The organism is Gelidibacter pelagius, assembly GCF_017581925.1.
In the GTDB taxonomy this organism is placed as follows: Bacteria; Bacteroidota; Bacteroidia; order Flavobacteriales; family Flavobacteriaceae; genus Gelidibacter; species Gelidibacter pelagius.
The window spans coordinates 1-19,159 of sequence record NZ_JAGEVG010000028.1; the positions used below are offsets into that span (position 1 = coordinate 1).

General features: G+C 39.1%; 17 protein-coding genes. 4 read left to right on the plus strand and 13 right to left on the minus strand.

Translation table 11 applies throughout. The annotated features are described in order from the left end of the window. Nucleotides 1-127: 127 nt before the first annotated feature. Nucleotides 128-409, minus strand: coding sequence for an SRPBCC family protein (locus J4051_RS17450; protein ID WP_208235168.1), 282 nt, complete (start codon nucleotides 407-409; stop codon nucleotides 128-130). Nucleotides 410-512: 103 nt separating this feature from the next. Then, on the minus strand, nucleotides 513-1,274 hold the full coding sequence (locus J4051_RS17455; protein WP_208235169.1) for a YebC/PmpR family DNA-binding transcriptional regulator: 762 nt from the start codon (nucleotides 1,272-1,274) through the stop codon (nucleotides 513-515). A gap of 471 nt (nucleotides 1,275-1,745) precedes the next feature. Between J4051_RS17455 and J4051_RS17460 the strand changes: the two genes are divergently transcribed. Then, entirely contained in the window at nucleotides 1,746-2,303 is a 558-nt protein-coding gene (locus tag J4051_RS17460; RefSeq protein ID WP_208235170.1) for a transposase, read from the plus strand. 323 nt (nucleotides 2,304-2,626) lie between these two features. Here J4051_RS17460 and J4051_RS17465 read toward each other — a convergent pair whose 3' ends face one another. The 9 genes from J4051_RS17465 to J4051_RS17505 all read right to left on the minus strand — a co-directional run bounded on the left by J4051_RS17465 (nucleotide 2,627) and on the right by J4051_RS17505 (nucleotide 13,025). Then, the gene (locus J4051_RS17465; protein WP_208235171.1) at nucleotides 2,627-3,172 is read right to left on the minus strand and encodes a hypothetical protein; all 546 of its coding nucleotides are present in this window, start codon (nucleotides 3,170-3,172) and stop codon (nucleotides 2,627-2,629) included. Nucleotides 3,173-3,445: 273 nt separating this feature from the next. Next, entirely contained in the window at nucleotides 3,446-5,590 is a 2,145-nt protein-coding gene (locus tag J4051_RS17470) for an AAA family ATPase (RefSeq protein ID WP_208235172.1), read from the minus strand. 450 nt (nucleotides 5,591-6,040) lie between these two features. Then, a complete protein-coding gene (locus J4051_RS17475) occupies nucleotides 6,041-7,084 on the minus strand; it encodes an ArsO family NAD(P)H-dependent flavin-containing monooxygenase (protein WP_208235173.1) in 1,044 nt (347 codons plus the stop codon). Nucleotides 7,085-7,135: 51 nt separating this feature from the next. Beyond that, nucleotides 7,136-7,756: an arsenate-mycothiol transferase ArsC gene (locus J4051_RS17480; protein WP_208235174.1), complete on the minus strand. Its 621-nt coding sequence runs from the start codon at nucleotides 7,754-7,756 to the stop codon at nucleotides 7,136-7,138. A 93-nt stretch (nucleotides 7,757-7,849) separates the two neighbouring features. Next, nucleotides 7,850-8,305, minus strand: a complete 456-nt coding sequence (locus J4051_RS17485; RefSeq protein ID WP_208235175.1) for a DUF420 domain-containing protein — start codon at nucleotides 8,303-8,305, stop codon at nucleotides 7,850-7,852. Between the two features lie 163 nt (nucleotides 8,306-8,468). Next, nucleotides 8,469-10,670 (minus strand): S41 family peptidase, encoded by a 2,202-nt coding sequence (locus J4051_RS17490; RefSeq protein ID WP_208235176.1) that lies wholly within the window; start codon nucleotides 10,668-10,670, stop codon nucleotides 8,469-8,471. A 184-nt stretch (nucleotides 10,671-10,854) separates the two neighbouring features. Beyond that, nucleotides 10,855-11,277, minus strand: a complete 423-nt coding sequence (locus J4051_RS17495; protein ID WP_208235177.1) for a PH domain-containing protein — start codon at nucleotides 11,275-11,277, stop codon at nucleotides 10,855-10,857. A gap of 38 nt (nucleotides 11,278-11,315) precedes the next feature. Then, complete coding sequence (locus J4051_RS17500; RefSeq protein WP_208235178.1) at nucleotides 11,316-11,933, minus strand: DUF417 family protein; 618 nt, start codon at nucleotides 11,931-11,933, stop codon at nucleotides 11,316-11,318. Between the two features lie 117 nt (nucleotides 11,934-12,050). Next, complete coding sequence (locus tag J4051_RS17505; RefSeq protein WP_208235179.1) at nucleotides 12,051-13,025, minus strand: NAD(P)H-quinone oxidoreductase; 975 nt, start codon at nucleotides 13,023-13,025, stop codon at nucleotides 12,051-12,053. Nucleotides 13,026-13,256: 231 nt separating this feature from the next. Between J4051_RS17505 and J4051_RS17510 the strand changes: the two genes are divergently transcribed. The 3 genes from J4051_RS17510 to J4051_RS17520 all read left to right on the plus strand — a co-directional run bounded on the left by J4051_RS17510 (nucleotide 13,257) and on the right by J4051_RS17520 (nucleotide 16,772). Next, nucleotides 13,257-14,027, plus strand: coding sequence for an alpha/beta hydrolase (locus J4051_RS17510; protein ID WP_208235180.1), 771 nt, complete (start codon nucleotides 13,257-13,259; stop codon nucleotides 14,025-14,027). A 5-nt stretch (nucleotides 14,028-14,032) separates the two neighbouring features. Then, nucleotides 14,033-15,445: a leucyl aminopeptidase family protein gene (locus J4051_RS17515; protein ID WP_208235181.1), complete on the plus strand. Its 1,413-nt coding sequence runs from the start codon at nucleotides 14,033-14,035 to the stop codon at nucleotides 15,443-15,445. 124 nt (nucleotides 15,446-15,569) lie between these two features. Next, nucleotides 15,570-16,772 carry an ATP-grasp domain-containing protein gene (locus tag J4051_RS17520; RefSeq protein ID WP_208235182.1) on the plus strand — a complete coding sequence of 401 codons (1,203 nt, stop codon included), beginning with the start codon at nucleotides 15,570-15,572 and terminating at the stop codon, nucleotides 16,770-16,772. A 359-nt stretch (nucleotides 16,773-17,131) separates the two neighbouring features. Here J4051_RS17520 and J4051_RS17525 read toward each other — a convergent pair whose 3' ends face one another. After that, nucleotides 17,132-18,331: a hypothetical protein gene (locus tag J4051_RS17525; protein ID WP_208235183.1), complete on the minus strand. Its 1,200-nt coding sequence runs from the start codon at nucleotides 18,329-18,331 to the stop codon at nucleotides 17,132-17,134. Between the two features lie 6 nt (nucleotides 18,332-18,337). Next, complete coding sequence (locus J4051_RS17530; protein ID WP_208235184.1) at nucleotides 18,338-19,156, minus strand: type 1 glutamine amidotransferase; 819 nt, start codon at nucleotides 19,154-19,156, stop codon at nucleotides 18,338-18,340. Nucleotides 19,157-19,159 lie beyond the last annotated feature (3 nt).

The following is a 19,159-nucleotide window of genomic DNA, read 5'->3' on the forward strand; positions in this document are numbered from 1 at the left end:
TGAGATTTAATACACATGCAAAAATGGCACAGTTTGAACCGAAATGCCTGGCACTCTGATACCGAAATCAGTGGCACAAATCGAACCGAAGTAACCTAAACTTTCCTATAAGTAGAACTACGTATTTTTAAAGCCAGGCCATAGGTGAGCACGAGCGGGATGCTCGCGATAGCAGGGGTTTCTGGATCCCATAGAAAGAGATAGAATGATCGTTTTCAATTTTGATTTCCTTTATAGGATAATAATCATCAAATTCAGAAAATTTCCATATAACTTCTTTACCCGATTCCAATCTTCCATTACTTTCTGAGATAAAGTACTTGGTCATTATCTCCGGGTTTATAATTCCTTCGAAAACCTCTTTGACGGGTTTTTGAATTTGAATTACTGCATTAGATTCTAATGTCATTTTTTAAAATTAAATTATTACCTGAATTTTTCTAATATGCTATTGAAAACACTTGAAGGTTACGATACCTTGAAGCCCTCTGCCGAAGGATTGGTGAAACTAGTTACATGTCGCCTTCCATAGCGGCAATCAATTCATCCGTGATTTCTAGGTTGTGATACACCTTTTGCACATCATCATCGTCTTCAAACTGTTCTTCCAAATCTAAAATTTTCTTTGCATCGTCTATTGAGAGTGCAACAGTATTCATAGGAATGCGGTCTAAAGAGGAGTTAACCACCTCAATATTCATTTGTTCCAATGCTTGTGACATTTTACCAAAGTTGGTGAAATCGGCATAGATGGTTAAAAACCCTTCCTCCAATTCGAGATTCTCTGCGCCGTAATCGATGAGTTCCAATTCCAGTTCTTCCAAGGGCATTGGGATTGATTCTTTTTCTATAGTAAAGACGCTTTTTCTTTCAAACATGAATTCCACAGAACCATTCACTCCAAGGCTTCCCTCGTTTTTAGAAAAAATGGCTCGGATATTTGCTACTGTACGATTGGTATTGTTGGTAGTGCATTCCACAAAGAATGCTATTCCGTTAGGCCCATAGCCTTCAAAAGATACTTCTTCATAATGCTCTGCATCGGCACCACTGGCTTTTTTAAGTGCGCGTTCAATGGTATCTTTGGGCATATTGACCCCTCTAGCATTCGCAATGGCATTACGCAATGCGGGATTGGCTTCTGGATCGGCACTAGCTCCTTCTTTTACAGAAACATAAATCTCTTTAATTGCACGTGAGAATTCTTTTGCACGTTTTTTGTCCTGCGCTCCTTTCCTACGTTTGATATTTGACCATTTACTATGTCCAGCCACAACTTTATTTTTTAATTCCCAACAAAGATAATTATTGTTTGTCAGGGGGAAAAGAGAGATGTTTGAGAATTGAAATGTCAACATAGAGATGTATGTTCCTTTCTTCTATCCATTCTGCATTAATGTTTTCAACTTCCAATCTACCACCTTCCACTTAAGTGAAGTTGTTGATGAGCACGAGCGGGTCGCTCGCGCCAGAGAGGGTCGTACCTACCACTCGAATGCTTAGTTATTGAAGCTAGTGTTTTTCAGATTACTTTTTTCTTTATATCAATTAAATAAGGAACTATAATATTGCTAACACCCTGCGTTCTTGGCATTACAGAAGATAGCCAAGATAAAAAGTCAAATAGAATTTTATCAGATAATAATGCAGTCCAACCTTTCATACGTTTTTCACTGCTGGCTCTCGTTTGTAACGAGTGCCCCACAAAGCACTTTTTCAATGCAAACAAGTTGTATATTAGATACATGAGTAGAAAATATAAATTCCATAACAAAGCAGGTCTCTATTTTGTGTCATTTGCTACCGTTTATTGGTTAGATATATTCACAAGGCAGGTCTATTTTAACGTATTGGCAAACAGTGTGACTTATTGTAGGGCACATAAGGACATGCAACTTTACGCTTATTGTTTTATGCCAAACCATGTGCATATGGTATTCCGATCATCCAATGAACGACCTATGGAATTATTGAGAGACTTTAAAAAATATACGTCTAAAAAGCTTGTTGAAACTATAGCCAATAATTCCCAAGAAAGTCGAAAAGAATGGTTATTATGGCTATTGGAGCGTGCAGGAAAGAAATCAAGTAATGTTTCTCAGTATCAGCTTTGGCAACATCATAACCAGCCTATCGAGCTTTGGACTGACAAAGTCATAAAGCAAAAGATCAATTACATTCACAATAATCCGGTCGTCGTCGGTTTGGTAACGGATCCGATACATTATAAATACTCAAGCGCAAGGAATTATCAGGATGATCATAGCGTACTTGAAATTGATGATCCTGGGTTTATGGGTTAAGATTAGGATTTAGTGTGGATAAGCTTCTCAGAAATATAGGCTATGGCACTCGTTGCAAACGAGCGCCAACGGGGTTAAAGAGGTTTAGGTCAGGGCTTATTAGGGTATGATATTGTTGGGATGGGGCTATGGCACTCGTTGCAAACGAGCGCCAACGGGGTTTATGGGTTAAGATTAGGATTTAGTGTGGATAAGCTTGTCAGAAATATAGGCTGTGGCACTCGTTGCAAAGGAGCGCCAACGGGGTGAAATATAGTCTATGACACTCGTTGCAAACGAGCTTCAACGGGGGAGATGGAACGTCAGCGATAAAATGTATTTCTTTATAGAATTTTTATTTTCAATGATTCAAACATCAATGAAATCGCATCTTTAGCATCTTTCTTAAGAATTGATTCTGTGTTTTTATTCTTAAGGATACTTCTCGAGAACAAATTGTCTTTATCCATAACATTTCTCAAGTGTACAAATGGATTTCTTTTTAGTCTTAGCTCATTTACTTTATCTAAAAAATAATCAGGAATTGCCGACTTTCCTTTAAAATTCTTAAGAATATTATTAAGAGTGTCTTTTGATTCTGCTTCAAAACCTTTAATATGTAGCAATTCTTGAAATCTACGCTCTATGAAAGATAATGCTAAAATGACTACTGAAATATCCTCTGCATTTATAAAGCAACTTTGAACCTCCTTAAAAATCCGATATGATTCATCACTCCCAAACATGATATTATTATATTCAGGAAAGTATTTGTAAAAGTATCTAAGTCGACGAAGTCTTTCATCAAAAGTTGCCTTATCAAACTCATATAGCTCTTTTTCAAATGAATCACGATTATCAACACTATTTCCAAATAAATCCTCTTGCATTTAGTTCGTTTTTTAATGTCACACAATATAGTAATATACACTCCCCATCTTGGCCCCAATCTACTACCTTTCCTTAAACTTTCCAATAGATGGAACGACGTGTTTTTTAGGCTATCCCCTGGGTTATAATGGTCGTTAGGGTTGGTGAGCACAAGCGGGACTCTCGCGGCAGCGAGGGGTCAGACACACTTATTGACAAGCTTTGGATTGAGCTTTAGCTCTAAGCGGCTTGGCAGTGTGGGGCTGTATGTAAAAGCTTAACGTTTTATAACTTTATTGTGGTTTCATATTATCAAAATGTAACTTGTCTTTATCTTCAATAAGTCTCATCAAATATTTTGCAGATTGATGAATTTCATAGGGATTCATAGAACCATTTATCGAATGAGAAAGAATATTGCAAACTTTAATTAACAGACCGAGTTTTGTTTTTTGATTGTTACTTGTAATACCGAAATGACATTCAATTTGCTTTTGAAGATTACTTGTAAAGTTCAAATCTCTTCCAATTTTAAATCCATACCATTCTTCAAAAATTCTTCGCATTACATTAGGATAGTGATAAATTTGGCATTCTGTCTTTAAATCTTCATCGCTTTTTCTTGAAAATTCATAAATTTCTTTAAACAAATAGTTATATGGTTTTTCTCTACTCGACAATTTGGTTAATGTACTTACTCCATTATTTTTTCTTATTTCTAAAGTTGTAAAAGTTTGATTGTTCTCCTTACCATATGATAAATTACAGTAATCGTCCCAAGAATGGGTCATAACGAATATCTGTTGATTTTGAAGTTCCAAAAGGTTCTTCATAAGTTCTAAAATGTAAAACTTATTTGAATCATCCATACTTGAAATTGGGTCGTCTACTATAATAAGTTCAATTACTGGTTTTATGTTCTGTTGTTTGTTATCAGCAAAAAGTTCATAATAGAAAAACAATAATGCTAAAAGGTTTTTTTCCCCTTCGCTAATATCTCTAATTGTAAGTGTAGCATTTTCATTAGAGCTTTTGATAATGTAGTTTCGGTTATCTGTATCGAGAGAAACTTTAAGCGACATATTTATGTCATTCAGAATTTGAGAAACAAAATCAGCAAAATCTTTTGTAAGACTTTTTTGTTGCTTTAAATTTTGAATTTCTCGATGTTTCTTCTTGTTATTCTCTCGCTTTTCTTTAAGGTCAACTTCCTTGTCTTTAACCTCCTTTAGCTTATCTTTTATAGTGACTGATTTTAGAATTTCCAAGCCAATTGCACCTTTTACTAATGTGGTCAGATTGTTTTTTTTCTTTCTTAACTCCGATAATTGTTCATTTTTAGTTTTTGAGATAGTTGATATTGATTCTTCTATCACTTTCGAGGTTTCTGCTAAAAGTTCAAAGCCGAAATCCTGTTGATTTTCAATGCTATCAATTTTAGTTTGACACGAAGTTATAAGAGATTCAATAGTGCTTTTCATTTCTGAAATTGCAGAAAAATTCTGCTCTATCTCATTGCCAATATTGGTAGAATAGGTTTTGGATTCTTTCTCAATAATTTTGAGACTCTCTAAAAAGCTTTGAAGCTGTTCTCTGAGTTGCTTTAGTTTATCGGTTGCTTTATGACGTTTGTTTTTCTTGTATTCGGCTATTTTAGACTTGACATCTAAAAAATCTAGCTTATTATCACAGAATTTGCAGTTGTCGCCCTCTTTGTGAAGTTTCAAACCTGATTCAATCCATTGAACAACTTCAAATTCTGGGATTGAAATATCTTCTCCAAATTCTTCTTTGAATATTACTTTTACCTCTTCAATTAGAGGCGATTGAATTTTTAATAAGTTTAACGGTTTTAAATTTTCATTTTGTTCAATTTGTTTTTCTATTGCATTGTCGCCATTTATCTTTATCAATTTTTCGTCATCTGCTTCAATTTTCTTAGCATCCTGAAAATCCTTTTTGTAAAGTTCAATAACTCGCTCAACAGATTCATCTTTGGACTTTCTTTGAATATTAGCTTCGCCCTTTCGTCTATCGTGAATTTTGTCTATTTCAGTTCTAATTTCTTTGCGTAACTTGGTGATAACCGTATCAAGTTTTCCAATTTCATCTTCTTTGATTATTAACTTTTCAAGTTCTTTAATCTTGATTTCTATATCAACACCACCTTTACCAAAACTTGCTTCAACTCCTTTAATTTTACCATCCGAATTTTCAAGTAATAGTGAATTTGAAATGTAATCTCTATCGAAAATTCTAAGATTCTCTGGCTTCTTGGTTGTGTATTTTAGAAATTCATCCTTAATGCCAATGGCAATAGAACTTTTTCCTTTTCCATTGTAACCAAATAAAATGTTTTTGGCACGAAAAAGTAAATCATTAGGATTTGTGTAACCAATAAAAGACTTGTGAGTGAAGTTGTTAAGCTTGGTTATCATTTTTATAATTTATTTTGTTTATTGTTTGTCAGAGCGGTGGTAAAAAGTAGCTCTTTTGGTTTTTTGCTTTGTGTCGACAAAATCTAATGTGCTATTTGTGCGATTGGCTATTTTTCGCATGGCATGGAACTTACATTTGCAAGTACAAAGAGTAATCATATCTGCCCTTTTTGCGCCAATAGAAGCCACTTTTGTTGTTTAACAATCTCGCTCCAAATTCTCAACCCCAATCTACCACCTTTCCCCCAATTTTCCAATAAGTAGAACTACGTATATTTCACTCTCAAAACCCTGTTTTCCTTAGTTATCTCCCAAAATTCGATCACATTCCTCCCCAGAAACAGCATTTAAAGAACCCAAACCATTGTCAAACGCAAGCGGAGAAAGTTCTTTAAAAACATCCATAACCTTGCTACATTGGTAAATAAAGAAGACATCCCGAAATCAAGATCACTTTTTAAAATACGCTTTGATCTCCCTCGCAGTATCCCGCGCCGTTTTCCCTACGCCGTAGATGGTGCCAGAGGCAAAGCCGGTCCAATAGCCATAGCCCACCAACCAAAGCCGAGGTTCTTTCAGGGAACGGGTGCCTTTGGTGCCGATGCGATGGTCTTCCACCACATCCAAAGTTTTCAAATGTTTGAGGTTGGGTTTAAAACCGGTGCACCAGATCACGGCGTCAAAAGCTTCCTTCTTGCCATTGTCCCAAACCACCCCGTCTTTATAAAACGAGGCAAAGGGTCTGACCGCGTGGTAAACATCTCGCTCTATACCATCGACCACACTTTCTACAAGGACGATGTCACTTAAGGACACCCGCCGATTAAAGGAGTCGGTGGTCTCGTCAAAAAAACTGGCATTGGCTTGATGAAACAGGTAGCGGCCGTCGATATCTTCGGGGAGAAACCGCGGGGGATCCAAAGTGACCCAGGTCGTGTCCGCCACTTTTGAAACTTCCGCAAGGATCTGGGCGCCGGAGTTCCCGCCGCCTATGACCATGACTTTTTGATCTCTAAAAGCGTCGGCATTCCGATAGTCGGCCGTATGTAGTTGCACACCTTGGTAGGCCTTCTGATTGGGGTAGTGGGGGAGGTACGGATTTTTAGCCGTTCCCGTAGCACTGACCACGGTCTTGGCATAGAGAGTTCCTTGATTGGTTTCCATCTTAAAAAGATCGGTTTGCTTGGTGACCTGTACGACTTTGGTATTTCTTTGCACCGGAAACTCATAACGTGCTTCGTAGGCTTTGAGATAGGCGATAAATTCATCCCTTAGCGGGTATTCGTGGTCTGTGTCTGGCATCTGCCACCCGGACAGGGAACTGTAATCGGTAGGAGAGAATAGTTTTAAGCTGTCCCAATAGTGCAACCAGGCACCACCAGATTCCTTTTGATCATCTAAAATTAGATAGTCCAAACCGCTTCGTCTTAAAAAGTACGCCACAGAAAGTCCTGCTTGTCCGCCGCCAATGATGATGAGATCGTAACTTTTCACTTTAGATATCGGTTTTATAAATTATGGACGCGCTTCGGTTTTGGGATGCTCTCATGAGTTGCTGCCGATTTGTGAAAATACATAAAACAATTCGGTGGCAATCTGTAAACTTCGTTCCTGATATTTTTCGGCCTGTTGTGGCGTATCATCAAAGGCCTTCGGATCGGCATAGGTGATGGGGATGCGTGCCTCAGAACCGGGTACGAATGGGCAGGCTTCATTGGCCGAATCGCAGGTCATGATGGCGGCAAATTCAGAGGTTGGATTAAAATCGTCCTCCAAGCGTTTTGAAAAGCCGATAATGGGATGGGCGTTGGCTGCGTATTTGATGTTGTAGATGGGATTTTTGCCTTTGGAAAGCTTGTCGATCTGAAAACCAGACTTCCGCAAGGTCTCCGCCACCATGGGGAACAAAGCCGTGCTGTCTGTACCACCGGAATAGCAGTACACATTTTTCAACTTAAAATGATGGGCCATGGTCTGCGCCCAAACTTGCGATAAGTGGCTTCGTCGCGAATTGTGGGTGCAGATAAAATGTAAGTTCACCACTTGATTCTGATCGACTTTCGCCTGAATATAGGCCACCAAAGGCTGTAAGAGGGTTGTGCGTGCGACTGTAATTGTTTCTGGCTTTAATTGGGCAATGAGGTGTTCTATTTTTGGAAATATCATGATTGTGTCTTTTGTGATTGAACGCGCTCTTGATTTAGGGGAGCAGGTGAGGGTAAATCATTTTTGTAAAGTTAATATTGTTAATGCATGGGCTCATAAGAAAAACGCATAGGTGCAAACTATCAAGGCCGTAATGGCGGTGTAAAACAGTCCTATAATGGTGATAAATCCTAATCTTTTATGGGTGATAGAAAAGCTGCCTGGCAATGTTTTACGTTTTTTATATTTTTTGTTGGAGGTAAAGATCGTAATCCCCCAAATAATATAGGTCAATACCGCCCCAATGATATGCGCGGTCAACACCGACTTGAAAAATGGCGTTCCGGTATAGGCGCTATTGGAGACCAAACTTCCCGAACCTCCCGCAACCCGAATCTGAATTTCGAGAATCAGCACGGCAATCACACAGGTCCAAAAGAGGCGTTTTTGAATCTTGATGTGGGTTGGATAGTCCTTCTTCTTGATAAAGGAGACGGCGTAAAGTGCAATAAAAGGCGCCAATATGGATAAGGTGAGGATGCCGAGGATGATTGCAAAGGTGATGCTCATGTGTTTTTTTTGGTTTGGTTTTTTTGGAGACCGACAAATGGCTCGTCACAAAGCCTTAAAAATACAAAACTACTTGGTAAAATCTGCCATGTCCTATTATTTGATGTTTCAAATAAATAATGACCAAGACTAACTTATGGGATATCAACCGCTCTAAAAGTTGTTATTCATTTATGAGTTCGATCGCTTTCTCCAACAATTCATCTTTGCCTTGTTTTATGCCTTCTATGGTTGGTTTAATGACGACATCAGGGATGATACCGACCCTTTGGGTTTCTGTCCCATCAGGATAATAAACACCTATGCCTGAAATATTGGTGAGCAACCCACCGGGTAAATATATGGAAGATACGTTGCCATCTGATCCAGCGGTGGTACTGCCTACAATGATGGAGTTAGCTCCAGCTCTAAATGCCATAGTTGTATATTCGGCCTGGCTTTGTGAGGTTTCATTTACCAGAACTACTAATTTACCGTTGTAGGTTACATCACCTTTGGGAATCTCCAAGGCTGGTGCGAAAGTAAATTCACCGACGTGATCACGATTAAAATTACTGAATTTCACGAAAGGTGTTGTTGATGAAACGAAATAGGAGCCTAATGAAAAAGGGACAAATACCGACGGATAGTTCCGAATATCTATAATAATACCTTTGGTGTCCTTAAAAATCTCTTTTATTTCAGGTATGTCCTCTTTCTTGATGAACTCTAAGGTGATATAGCCAATATTAGGTGTGATAAATTTATAAGATTTATCAGAATTCCATTTATACCATCTCATGTTTAAATCTTCCTGCTTATAAAGCGGCAAATGATGTTGATCTGTTTCGTGATTTGAAATATAATCCACACGGATGTCCTTTTTGTTGGAGCGTAAAATATCTCGGGAAATATCTCTCAATTTCGCCGCCCTATTTGAAGCTGGATAATAAGCACCAACACTATCAATAATAGCTTGTATGGGTTTATGATCTATGGCGGTGATGACATCTCCGATCTTAAGTTTTGCGACGGTTTTTAGTTCGGGATTGTAATAATCGGTCACGACGAGTTGCCCTTCGATGAATTCTACTTTGAGTGGTGGATAAAACATGCCCCTGATATTCTGAACGTTATTAAAACCTACATAAGTGAAGCCATGCGTGTCATTGATCTCACCGATAAGTCGAATGCACGCCAATTCATAGTCCAATTTGTTTTTCGCATTGACGAAAATCGGAATGTATTCTTTTAAAACCCGATTCCAATCTTTGTCCGTTAAGTGCTTATATGGAAAAAAATAATGGATCATATTCCAATAGCGATACAACGCCAGTAGTTTAAATCCGTCATCCTCAAAGGCCATCGCGTAATACTCGTCTTCATTCAAAAATTCAGCATTCCCCGTATAAGCCTTTCCTATATAATAGTGATGTCCTTGAAACCTGTTTTGATAGATCTCCTGTAATTTGTTTTTTAATTCAGTGTTGAGCCCAAACTCATTGAGCCAAGACAGATCTGGTATTAAAACAGCGTCTTTTGAAGTCTCTTGGCATGTTGTACATGTCTCTATGGCGCCATATTTAGAGATCCATTTAAGTAATAATTGGTCTCTTTCGTTCGTGTTTTTTGAACTCATATATTCTGGAAGCATCCTGAAAAGTTCAAAATCCCAATTGTAATTTCCTTTACCGATTTCTGGGTGATTGTATTTTAAGAAGCCCCAGACCTTACCTAACAATTCTAAGTTAGTGATCAGTGCATCATTGAGATTTGAAACTTCGATTTTTGAACCTAAATCAAATTCTTTATCAAGTGCCGCTTTGTAAATAGGTTTCTCTTTTTCCTTTAAGGCTTGAATATCTTGACCGTCTATTGTCAAAACAAAATCATCAAACCATGCTTCTCCTGTACCAGTCATGATTCCTGCAACTATAATGGTTTCCGCTTCTTCTGGATAGGTTAAGGTGATCGAAAGTTTCTGCCAATCTTTAGTGCCGTTAATGTTCCGGTTCTCCATATTTTCACCGGCTAAAGGTGTGTTATTACCATCTATCCTTAATAATAATCCAGCATAGCCATTTTCCACATTTCTAATTTTCATATAGCCTTCAAGGGTTATAGAGTCTCCAGTATAATTGGCTGGAATTTCATAAGCAATAACACCATAAGTGCCATTGTCTCTTGATTTGATTTTTCCTGAATAGTTACCGGAATGAACTGTGAGCGTGTCTACCTCTAATGAATGATCGCCCCAATCCATCCAATCTTTAGCAAATAAATAACGTGGGTTGTATGTTTCAAAATCTAAATTGTATTTCTTTTTTGTCTGAGAAAGGCAGCTCATAGAAATAACGGCGAGTATAATTGAAATGGTATGCTTCATTATGGCTTGAATTTTCAGATATATGAAGACTTGTGTTTGCCAAAATGCTGACACATGCCTCGTCACAAAGCCTTAAAAATACAAAACTACTTGGTAAAATCTGCTGAGTTGAATTATTTGATTATAGAAAAATTGTAAAGTAGTGCAGCCATAACTGCTATCCTGGGTGTTTATGCTACTGGAGCTATTCGGCGATTTTAATTCCAGGATTAAGTTTTAACAAGTCGGCAATCAATTCGTCATTGTTTTCTGGCGCAATATAGACTTCGTCATAGTTGTTGAACTTAATGATCAATCCTTTTGTGGTCATGGCTGGTTTAATCCCGCTCCACATCGTTTTGCCGATCACTATTTCTTTGATTTTGGGAATTTCTATGCGTCCTCTTAAAAACCCAGAACGGTAAATTAATTGGTTCTTCTCAATTTTATAAACCGTATCAAAATAGATCCAAACTATCAGCGCTAACGGACTCAGTAAAGGCAAAAGAATAAATGGGTTTTTGGTAAAGGTATCTTTATCGAGAAAGAAGATGGCAATGGGCAATAGCACCGCACCAATCAATAGGTAATTGATCAATCCTTTTCTCTTGGCTTTATATGTTTTCATGCGATATATTCTGTACAAAAAACTTGGTGCTGTGTTTTTTAGGATGGCACTTTACGCGCAGCATTTATGCGTTGGGCACAGTCTGAAGCAATGATCAATCCAGCCGCCATCATGATAATATCCTTTAAGACCAATCGTCCTGCACCAGAGAGATAAGGAAAACCATAAAAAGGGGTGGGCATATCGCCGCCTAAATTCGGTACATACACCTCAGGCGTTGTGATGAGAAAGGTTAGGGTGATAATGGACATCCCAAAGGTGAGCAGCCCACCCCAGAGTCCGACTTTAGGAAACCAGATGCCCAAGAGGGTTAAGATGCCAAAAATCACAATAACGGTACCCAATCCGTAAGAGAAGAGGTAGGTGCCGTTAGATTCGTGCCATGCGATATTTTTCGCGACCATCTTGCCTTCAGGGTTTTTATGCAGATGATAGGCTGCCACCGTTTTGCCTTCGGCATTGACTGCCGTGTCGTTGGTATGGTTATAGAAAAAACTCATAAAAGGGCTATTGGTTACAAAAGGCACGATGCCGTCTGCTTCATATTGAAAGACTTTTAAACCACCAATCCACACCATCACAATACAAATAGCGATGCGAATAAAGTTGATAAATAGGGATTGTCCGTTGCTTAAAAAGTTGAGTAGGTTTTGCATTGTAAAAAAAAATTAACGGCAAACATACAAATAACCCAACATTAAATGAAGGGCAGCTATTAGAAGATTCCTGCATTTTTTGGAGCTGGAAGCCATTGGGACTTAAGCTGAAACGGTTCAATCCATGGTCAATAGGATTTTTCCAATATGGGTGCTGGTTTCCATCAGACGATGGGCTTCTGACGCTTCCTTTAATGGGAAGGTTTTGTAAATGACAGGTTCAATTTGCTTAGAACTAAAGAGCGGCCATATATTTTTTTCCACCGCTTTGGCAATCATGGTTTTGACGTGATCTGATTGGGGTTTTAAGAGGCTTCCGGTCAGCGTCAGATTTTTGCGCATCACCGTGAACAGGTCAATTTGGGCCGACATACTTTTCATGCCGTTGATATTGATGAGACGGCCCTTGTCATTTAAAATATCAAGATTCTTTTGCGTGTAGTCTCCACCAACCATGTCCAAGATGACATCTATTTTTTCATCTTTTAAAAGCGTTTCAAAGGCTTGCTTTTTGTAATTGATGACCGTTCCGAGGTTCATTTCATTTAAAAACGCCATCTTTTTATCACTTCCCACGGTGCTGTAAACTATGGAGCCTAAGGCTTTGGCCATTTGTAAACCTATGGTGCCAATGCCGCTCGTGCCGCCGTGGATCAATAATTTCTCTCCAGGCTTAAGTTGGCCCAGATGAAAGACGTTGAACCACACCGTAAAAACAGTTTCCGGAATGGCGGCCGCCTCTATTAAACTGATGCCTTCCGGTATGGATAGACAATGGCTACTATCTACAGCAACATATTCGGCATAGCCACCGTTGGGGATTAGGGCACAGACTCTATCGCCAACCTGTTTATCTTTTACGGCCATGCCGATTTCCACTATTTCTCCTGAAACTTCCAAGCCTGGAATCAAGGTTCCTGATGCTCCTTTGCCATAGGCGGCCATGTTTTCTCGGGTATTGATATCACTCCGATTGATGCCTGCGGATTTTACTTTGATTAATACTTGATGTCTTTCCGGTTGGGGTTTTGGGGTTTCCTGCAATTGTAATACTTCAGGTCCCCCAGATTTTGTAATATGTATGGCTTTCATGCGTTCTTTTTGATTAGAGTTCCATAAAGATAATATATATTGAAATGATGTACGTTTGTGGATGACACATTGGTCCTACAATCGATCTTATTAGAGTAATCATTTAGGTCCATCTGTAGTTTCCAAAGCCGATGCCATCACAAACTGGTCACATCTTTGTTAATATATTATGATGATTTATTGTTTTATAAATCTATAAAAATGTAATTTCGTTTTTTTAAACAATTTTAGATGCTAGTGACGGAGTTTAGACCCATTATAAAGGTTATTGAAGAAGCGTATGAGATCCCGCATTTGAAGGCCACACGTAAGATTTCAGCCTTATTGCCCCACGACTATTATACGACAGATAAGCACTATCCCGTGCTTTATCTTCAGGATGGGCAGAACTTGTTCAATCCCATGGCGCCATTTGGCGATTGGGCTATCGATAAATCTTTGGAGAAATTGGCGCAGGAAGGCTTTAGTGACATCATCATTATTGCCATTGACCACGGTAATCATGAGCGGATCAACGAATATCTGCCTTACTACCATCCACGTTATGGCGAAGGAAAAGGCAATTTTTATATCCAATTCATCATCGAGAAATTGATTCCCTATATCAACAAGAATTACAGAACACTTACCGATTTTGAAAACACAGGTATCGGCGGCAGTTCTTTGGGCGGATTGATCAGTTTATATGCAGGACTTCAAAATCCGGGAGTGTTTGGAAAGATGATGATTTTTTCGCCAAGTCTGTGGATTTCAAAGACCATATTTAACCAGACCACCTCATTTAAGCCTTTACGAAAATCAAAAATTTACCTCTATTCCGGTGGTATGGAAAGCAATGAACATTTGCCAAATGCCCAGAGATTGGAGGCTATCTTTAGGGAGAAAATGGAGGAAAACCACGACATCGAATTTAAATTCTCGCTCAATGAAATTGGCGTCCACGCCGAAATATATTGGAGACATGAGTTTCCAAAAGCCGTCAAATGGCTCTATTTTAATTAAATACTATGATTTTTAAACACGTTTCAAAAGTTAATACACATCAAGATGTGATTGTGCCTTGTAGGAAAGACCAATTGGATCATCTCAAACAATTTATAGCGATCGAAGAACCTGATTTTAATGGTGAGTTCTCGACTGTTCAAATGCTGTATGGGCCCAAAGGCAATAGAGTATATCTATTGGGTTTGGGAGAAGAAAAGGATGCCGTAAAAATTGATGAAGCTTTTAGAAAGCTGAGTTTTGACTATAAAAAGTATTGGAAAACCACTGTTCAGGTGGTTACGGCCGATTTGTCGGACGCAGAACTCCAAAAAGCACTAATTGGACTTGAAATGTCGGCCTACGACATCGGTAGTTTTAAAACAAAGAAAGACGAGGTCAATGCCATTACTTTTGAGGTTGTCAATTCAAAAGACATTACAAATATACTTAAAGAAGCAAAAGCCATTGGTGCGACCATCAATCGAATTAAAACCTTGGTAGATGCCCCCGCTAATCAGAAAACACCGGAATTTCTGGGCAAATGGGCTGAAGATTCCGCGAAAAATTCGAATTATAAATGTACTGTTCTGCACGAAAAGGAACTCAAAGCACAAGGTTTTGATGCCGTAATGGCCGTTGGTCAGGGTAGTGTCAATCCACCAGTAGTCATCGTTACGGAATACATGCCAAAAAAGGACAGTGGTGTGGATATTGGTTTGGTGGGCAAGGGTATCACCTTTGATACCGGTGGTCTGTCCATTAAATCTTCTACCAATTTGCACTATATGAAAAGCGATATGGGCGGTGCCGCAGTCGTGTTGGGCGTGGTGGAGTTGGTGGCAAAACTAAAGCTTAACATCAATATTGTAGGCGTGGTCGCTTCCGCAGAAAATGCGGTGGACAGTAATAGCTACAGACCTGGAGATGTGATCAACAGTTATTCAGGAAAGACTATTGAAATCATCGATACCGATGCTGAAGGCCGATTGGTATTGGCAGATGGCTTGAGCTATATCATCAAGGAATTTCAACCAAAACAAGTGATCGACCTGGCAACCTTGACTGGAAGCGTCGTGCAAACATTGGGCTATACCGCCGCCGGAATGTTCACCAACAATACGGAGATGTCCCAAGACCTCTCCAAAATAGGTTTTGATACTAATGAACGTGTTTGGCCCTTGCCATTGTTTACCGATTACGAAAGTGATCTGCACAGTGATATTGCCGATTTACGAAATTATAGTGGAAAGCCCGTTGCAGGTGCCATCACCGCTGCTAAATTCTTAGAAGCATTTACGGATAAGCACAAAGCTTGGATGCATTTGGATATTGCGGGGGTATCCTTTGGCGATTCGCCCTATTCCAAAATGAAAAGTGCCAGTGGATTTGGGGTGCAATTAATTACAAATTATATTAAGAAGATATCAGGGAATTAAGCCTTTATTTTGTATTTTGTATCAAAATATAGATCATATAACATTTAGCTTCACTTTTTTAAATCTTAAATCATTTTTTGGTTTTTGATGTTCAAAGCTCCGCTATCCAAACTGCATTAAAACTATGTCAAATAAACGACCACTCAATTTTCTATGCGTAACCACGTATCATAAAGGCGCTGATTTCATTAAAAGCTGCAAAGCTGAAGGGAATAACGTCTATCTTTTGACCAAAAAGAAGCTGGAACATGAGGTTTGGCCTTGGGAAGCCATTGATGACGTGTTTTATGTGGACAACTGGAACCAAAATGACGTCACCAAAGGTATAGCTTATAAATTCAGGACTATAAAATTTGACCGTTTTGTTGCCTTGGACGATTTTGATGTTGAAAAAGTAGCACTTTTGAGGGAGCATTTCAGAATGCCTGGAATGGGACGGACGACTTCGCATTATTTTAGGGATAAATTGGCGATGCGTACAAAAGCGCAGGTAGAAGGCATAAATGTGCCTGAGTTTACAGCCTTGTTCCATGATGTGGATATCAATGCCTATGCAGATCGTGTGAGTCCGCCTTGGTTATTAAAACCACGTTTGGAAGCATCGGCAACTGGAATTCGAAAAATCAATAGTAGGGAAGAGCTGTGGCAAATTATCGATGTATTAAAAGATGAACGCGATAATTACTTGATCGAGAAATTTGCGCCTGGAGATGTGTATCATGTGGATAGTTTGATTGTTGACAGTAAAGTCGTTTTCGCCCGTGCAAGCAAATATTTGGATACACCGTTTGAAGTGGCGCATGGGGGCGGAGTGTTTAGATCGGCAACTTGCGAAATAGGTTCCAAAATAGATAAAGCGCTGACCAAAATGAATGCAGAGGTCATGAAAGCCTTCGGGATGCAGTTGGGTGCTTCGCATACAGAGTTTATTGCTTCTAAAGAAACTGGCGAATTGTTTTTTCTGGAAACCTCTTCAAGAGTCGGCGGTGCTAATTTAGCTGAAATGGTGGAATTTGCTTCTGGAATCAATCTCTGGGGCGAATGGGCACGAATTGAATCGGCAACGCTTAGAAAAGAAACTTATACTCTGCCAAAAGTTAAGAATCAACATGCCGGTATCGTCGTGTCTTTGAGTAAATTCGAGAATCCAGATACGTCGAGCTTTAACGATCCTGAAATCGTCTGGAAAATGGATAAAAAATGGCATATCGGGATGATAGTGGTATCTGACAGTAGCGACCGAGTTATGGAATTGCTGGATAATTATACACAACGCATCGCTTCAGATTTTCATGCGAGTATTCCGGCGCCGGATAAGAGCCTGTGATGAAGGGATTAGGTTTAAGGGACCCGCCCGAACGTGCCTTTTCGGTACGGGCGGGTTAGGGATTAGTAGTTCAGGAAAAAAATAATTAAATCACGTAATTTAAACGCAAGATTTTTGACACAGATTTCACGGATTTTCACTGATTTTTTTTTAAACACGAATTGCACGGATTTTCACGGAATCGGTAATCCCTTTAAATCCCCGTAGAAGAGCAAAATCTCTCTATGGAACTCTGTGTCTCCTCTGTGGAACTCTATGAAATAGCTCTTCAATCCATGAATTAGGCCTCATTATACCACCGAGAATCCTTCAAAATCAGTGAATATCTGCCAAATCAGCGTCATCCGCGTTCCATCAAATCAAGGCTCAAAAAACCCCGTACTCCCTCCAACCCAAGTCTTATCCTTATTGTATTTCACACCCACCATTTCGCCTTTACTTATGCGTATGAGGTTGCTGACAATTTGAGTCTTATTGGTTTTGCTATTATGAAGCAACATCATTCGGATTTCACATTTCGCAGGGTCATCCATCGTTTCGATAATAGGCGCATAAGCCACTTTTTCCTGCAACAAATAATTTGATTTGTCTTCCACAGCATCAATCATCGCTTTATCAACGTGAATCTGCACCCCAGCACCTGCGAAAGAATAAAGTGGTTTTAGGACATAGTTCTCTAAATCGGTTGGAATGGATTCAAGTTTGTCCAAGTAGTAGGATTTCGGTACATAATCGCCCTTTAGCAAAGGCATCGTGTACTTACTGATCCTGAAAAACCAATTGGGATGTCCAATCCATTCAACATCCACTTCGTCCTTAAAATCGTATTCGCGAACTAAATCTGGACGCTGATCCAATTCGTCAAAAATAATACGGTTATAAATCTTTAGTACTTGAATCTCGGAGCCTTTATCATCTACGTAAAACAATTGCTTTCCTCGTTTGATCAGCTTTGAAATACACAATACTTTGATACCCAATAAGGCTTCGGTAGCGTAGAAATCAATGGCCGTAGCCTGTTTTTCTGGTTCAATTTCAAGAAGGATGACTTGCTTTGGATCGGTATCACCAACAATTTCTGTACGTAACAATTCGATATAGGCTTCCGAACTCAATCCGTTAAGGTGTTGTGAGAAATCTTCAGGAATGCCGTCATAATGCTTGCGGTACATGCCGCCGACCAATTCCTGGAAAAAGTAGAGTGACGGAAACCCTTGCAATTCTATGAGCTTGGGTGTTAAATTACCGTTTTCATCCAAACAGACACCGAAATCCAATTGTATAAACTTAGAGTGGTCATCTTCATTGGGGACTCTCATGCTGTCCTTGAAAAACGCGCCTTCAGTCAGTTCCTTAAAGTTAGGCTGATCGATGACTTTCATAATGTCTTCACAAGCTTCAACCAATTTCTTTTTTAATTCCTTGGGAATGAACACCGGTGTTTCGGCAATTTTAAATTTAGGAGTATAGTCGAATTGAGCAATGATATCTGCCAGCATTGCGGCATACTTTTCTTCAGAAAATTGAGCGTTAAACGCCTTGCGTAAGGTGGCAATCATAATGTTTTATGAGATTAGTTGTGCTGACAATTGTTTCATGGCACGTTCAATAAACTTCGGTAGAATGATTTTATGGGTTCTGATGATTTTATCCGGATCATCCATTTTGTCCATCATATCATCATATTTCTCTTCGCCAAAATTGGCGATGACTTTGAGCTTATTGGCTTCTCCGAGAAAATGTGCTCTCATGCCAACAGGATCAGCTTCAGGGTGAAATTGTGTGCCAACAAATTCTTTCGAGAAACGAACCGCCATTATGGCACGTTCATAACTGACATGGCTTCGTATTTTTTCGAGACTTAAAATGGAAGCACCTTGTTCCTTAAAAACCTCTAAACGGGGTTGTACCAATTGCCAATCGCGTGAATCCACAGCGTAAAACGGATCGTCCAATCCTTCTAAAAGTGGATCTTTTAAGCCCTTTTTAGTTTTGTGAATCGGTAAAACGCCAAAAGAAGTACTCCGTCTTGGCTTCATTTCTCCCAATTTGAAATAGTCGCACACCACCTGAAACGAATAACAGATAAAGAACATATATTTCTTTTGGTGCTGTGAGGTCTTGTTAAAATCCCACAGGTCCTGTACTAATTTGAGATAAGGAATACGCCACGGGCCATCTTCAAGCGGACTGTCAGGTCCGCCACTTGAAATATAAATGTCAAAAGAGGTGTCAGGTATTTCTTGAGCACCTCTAACATTGAATATTTTATAATCTACTTCATCTTCAAAGCCTCTTACAATATCAGCAATACAACGCAAACCTTGATTGGCTTGGTTGTTATTCATATCGAGAATGGCTACTTTAAATTTATCTTTAAGCATGTA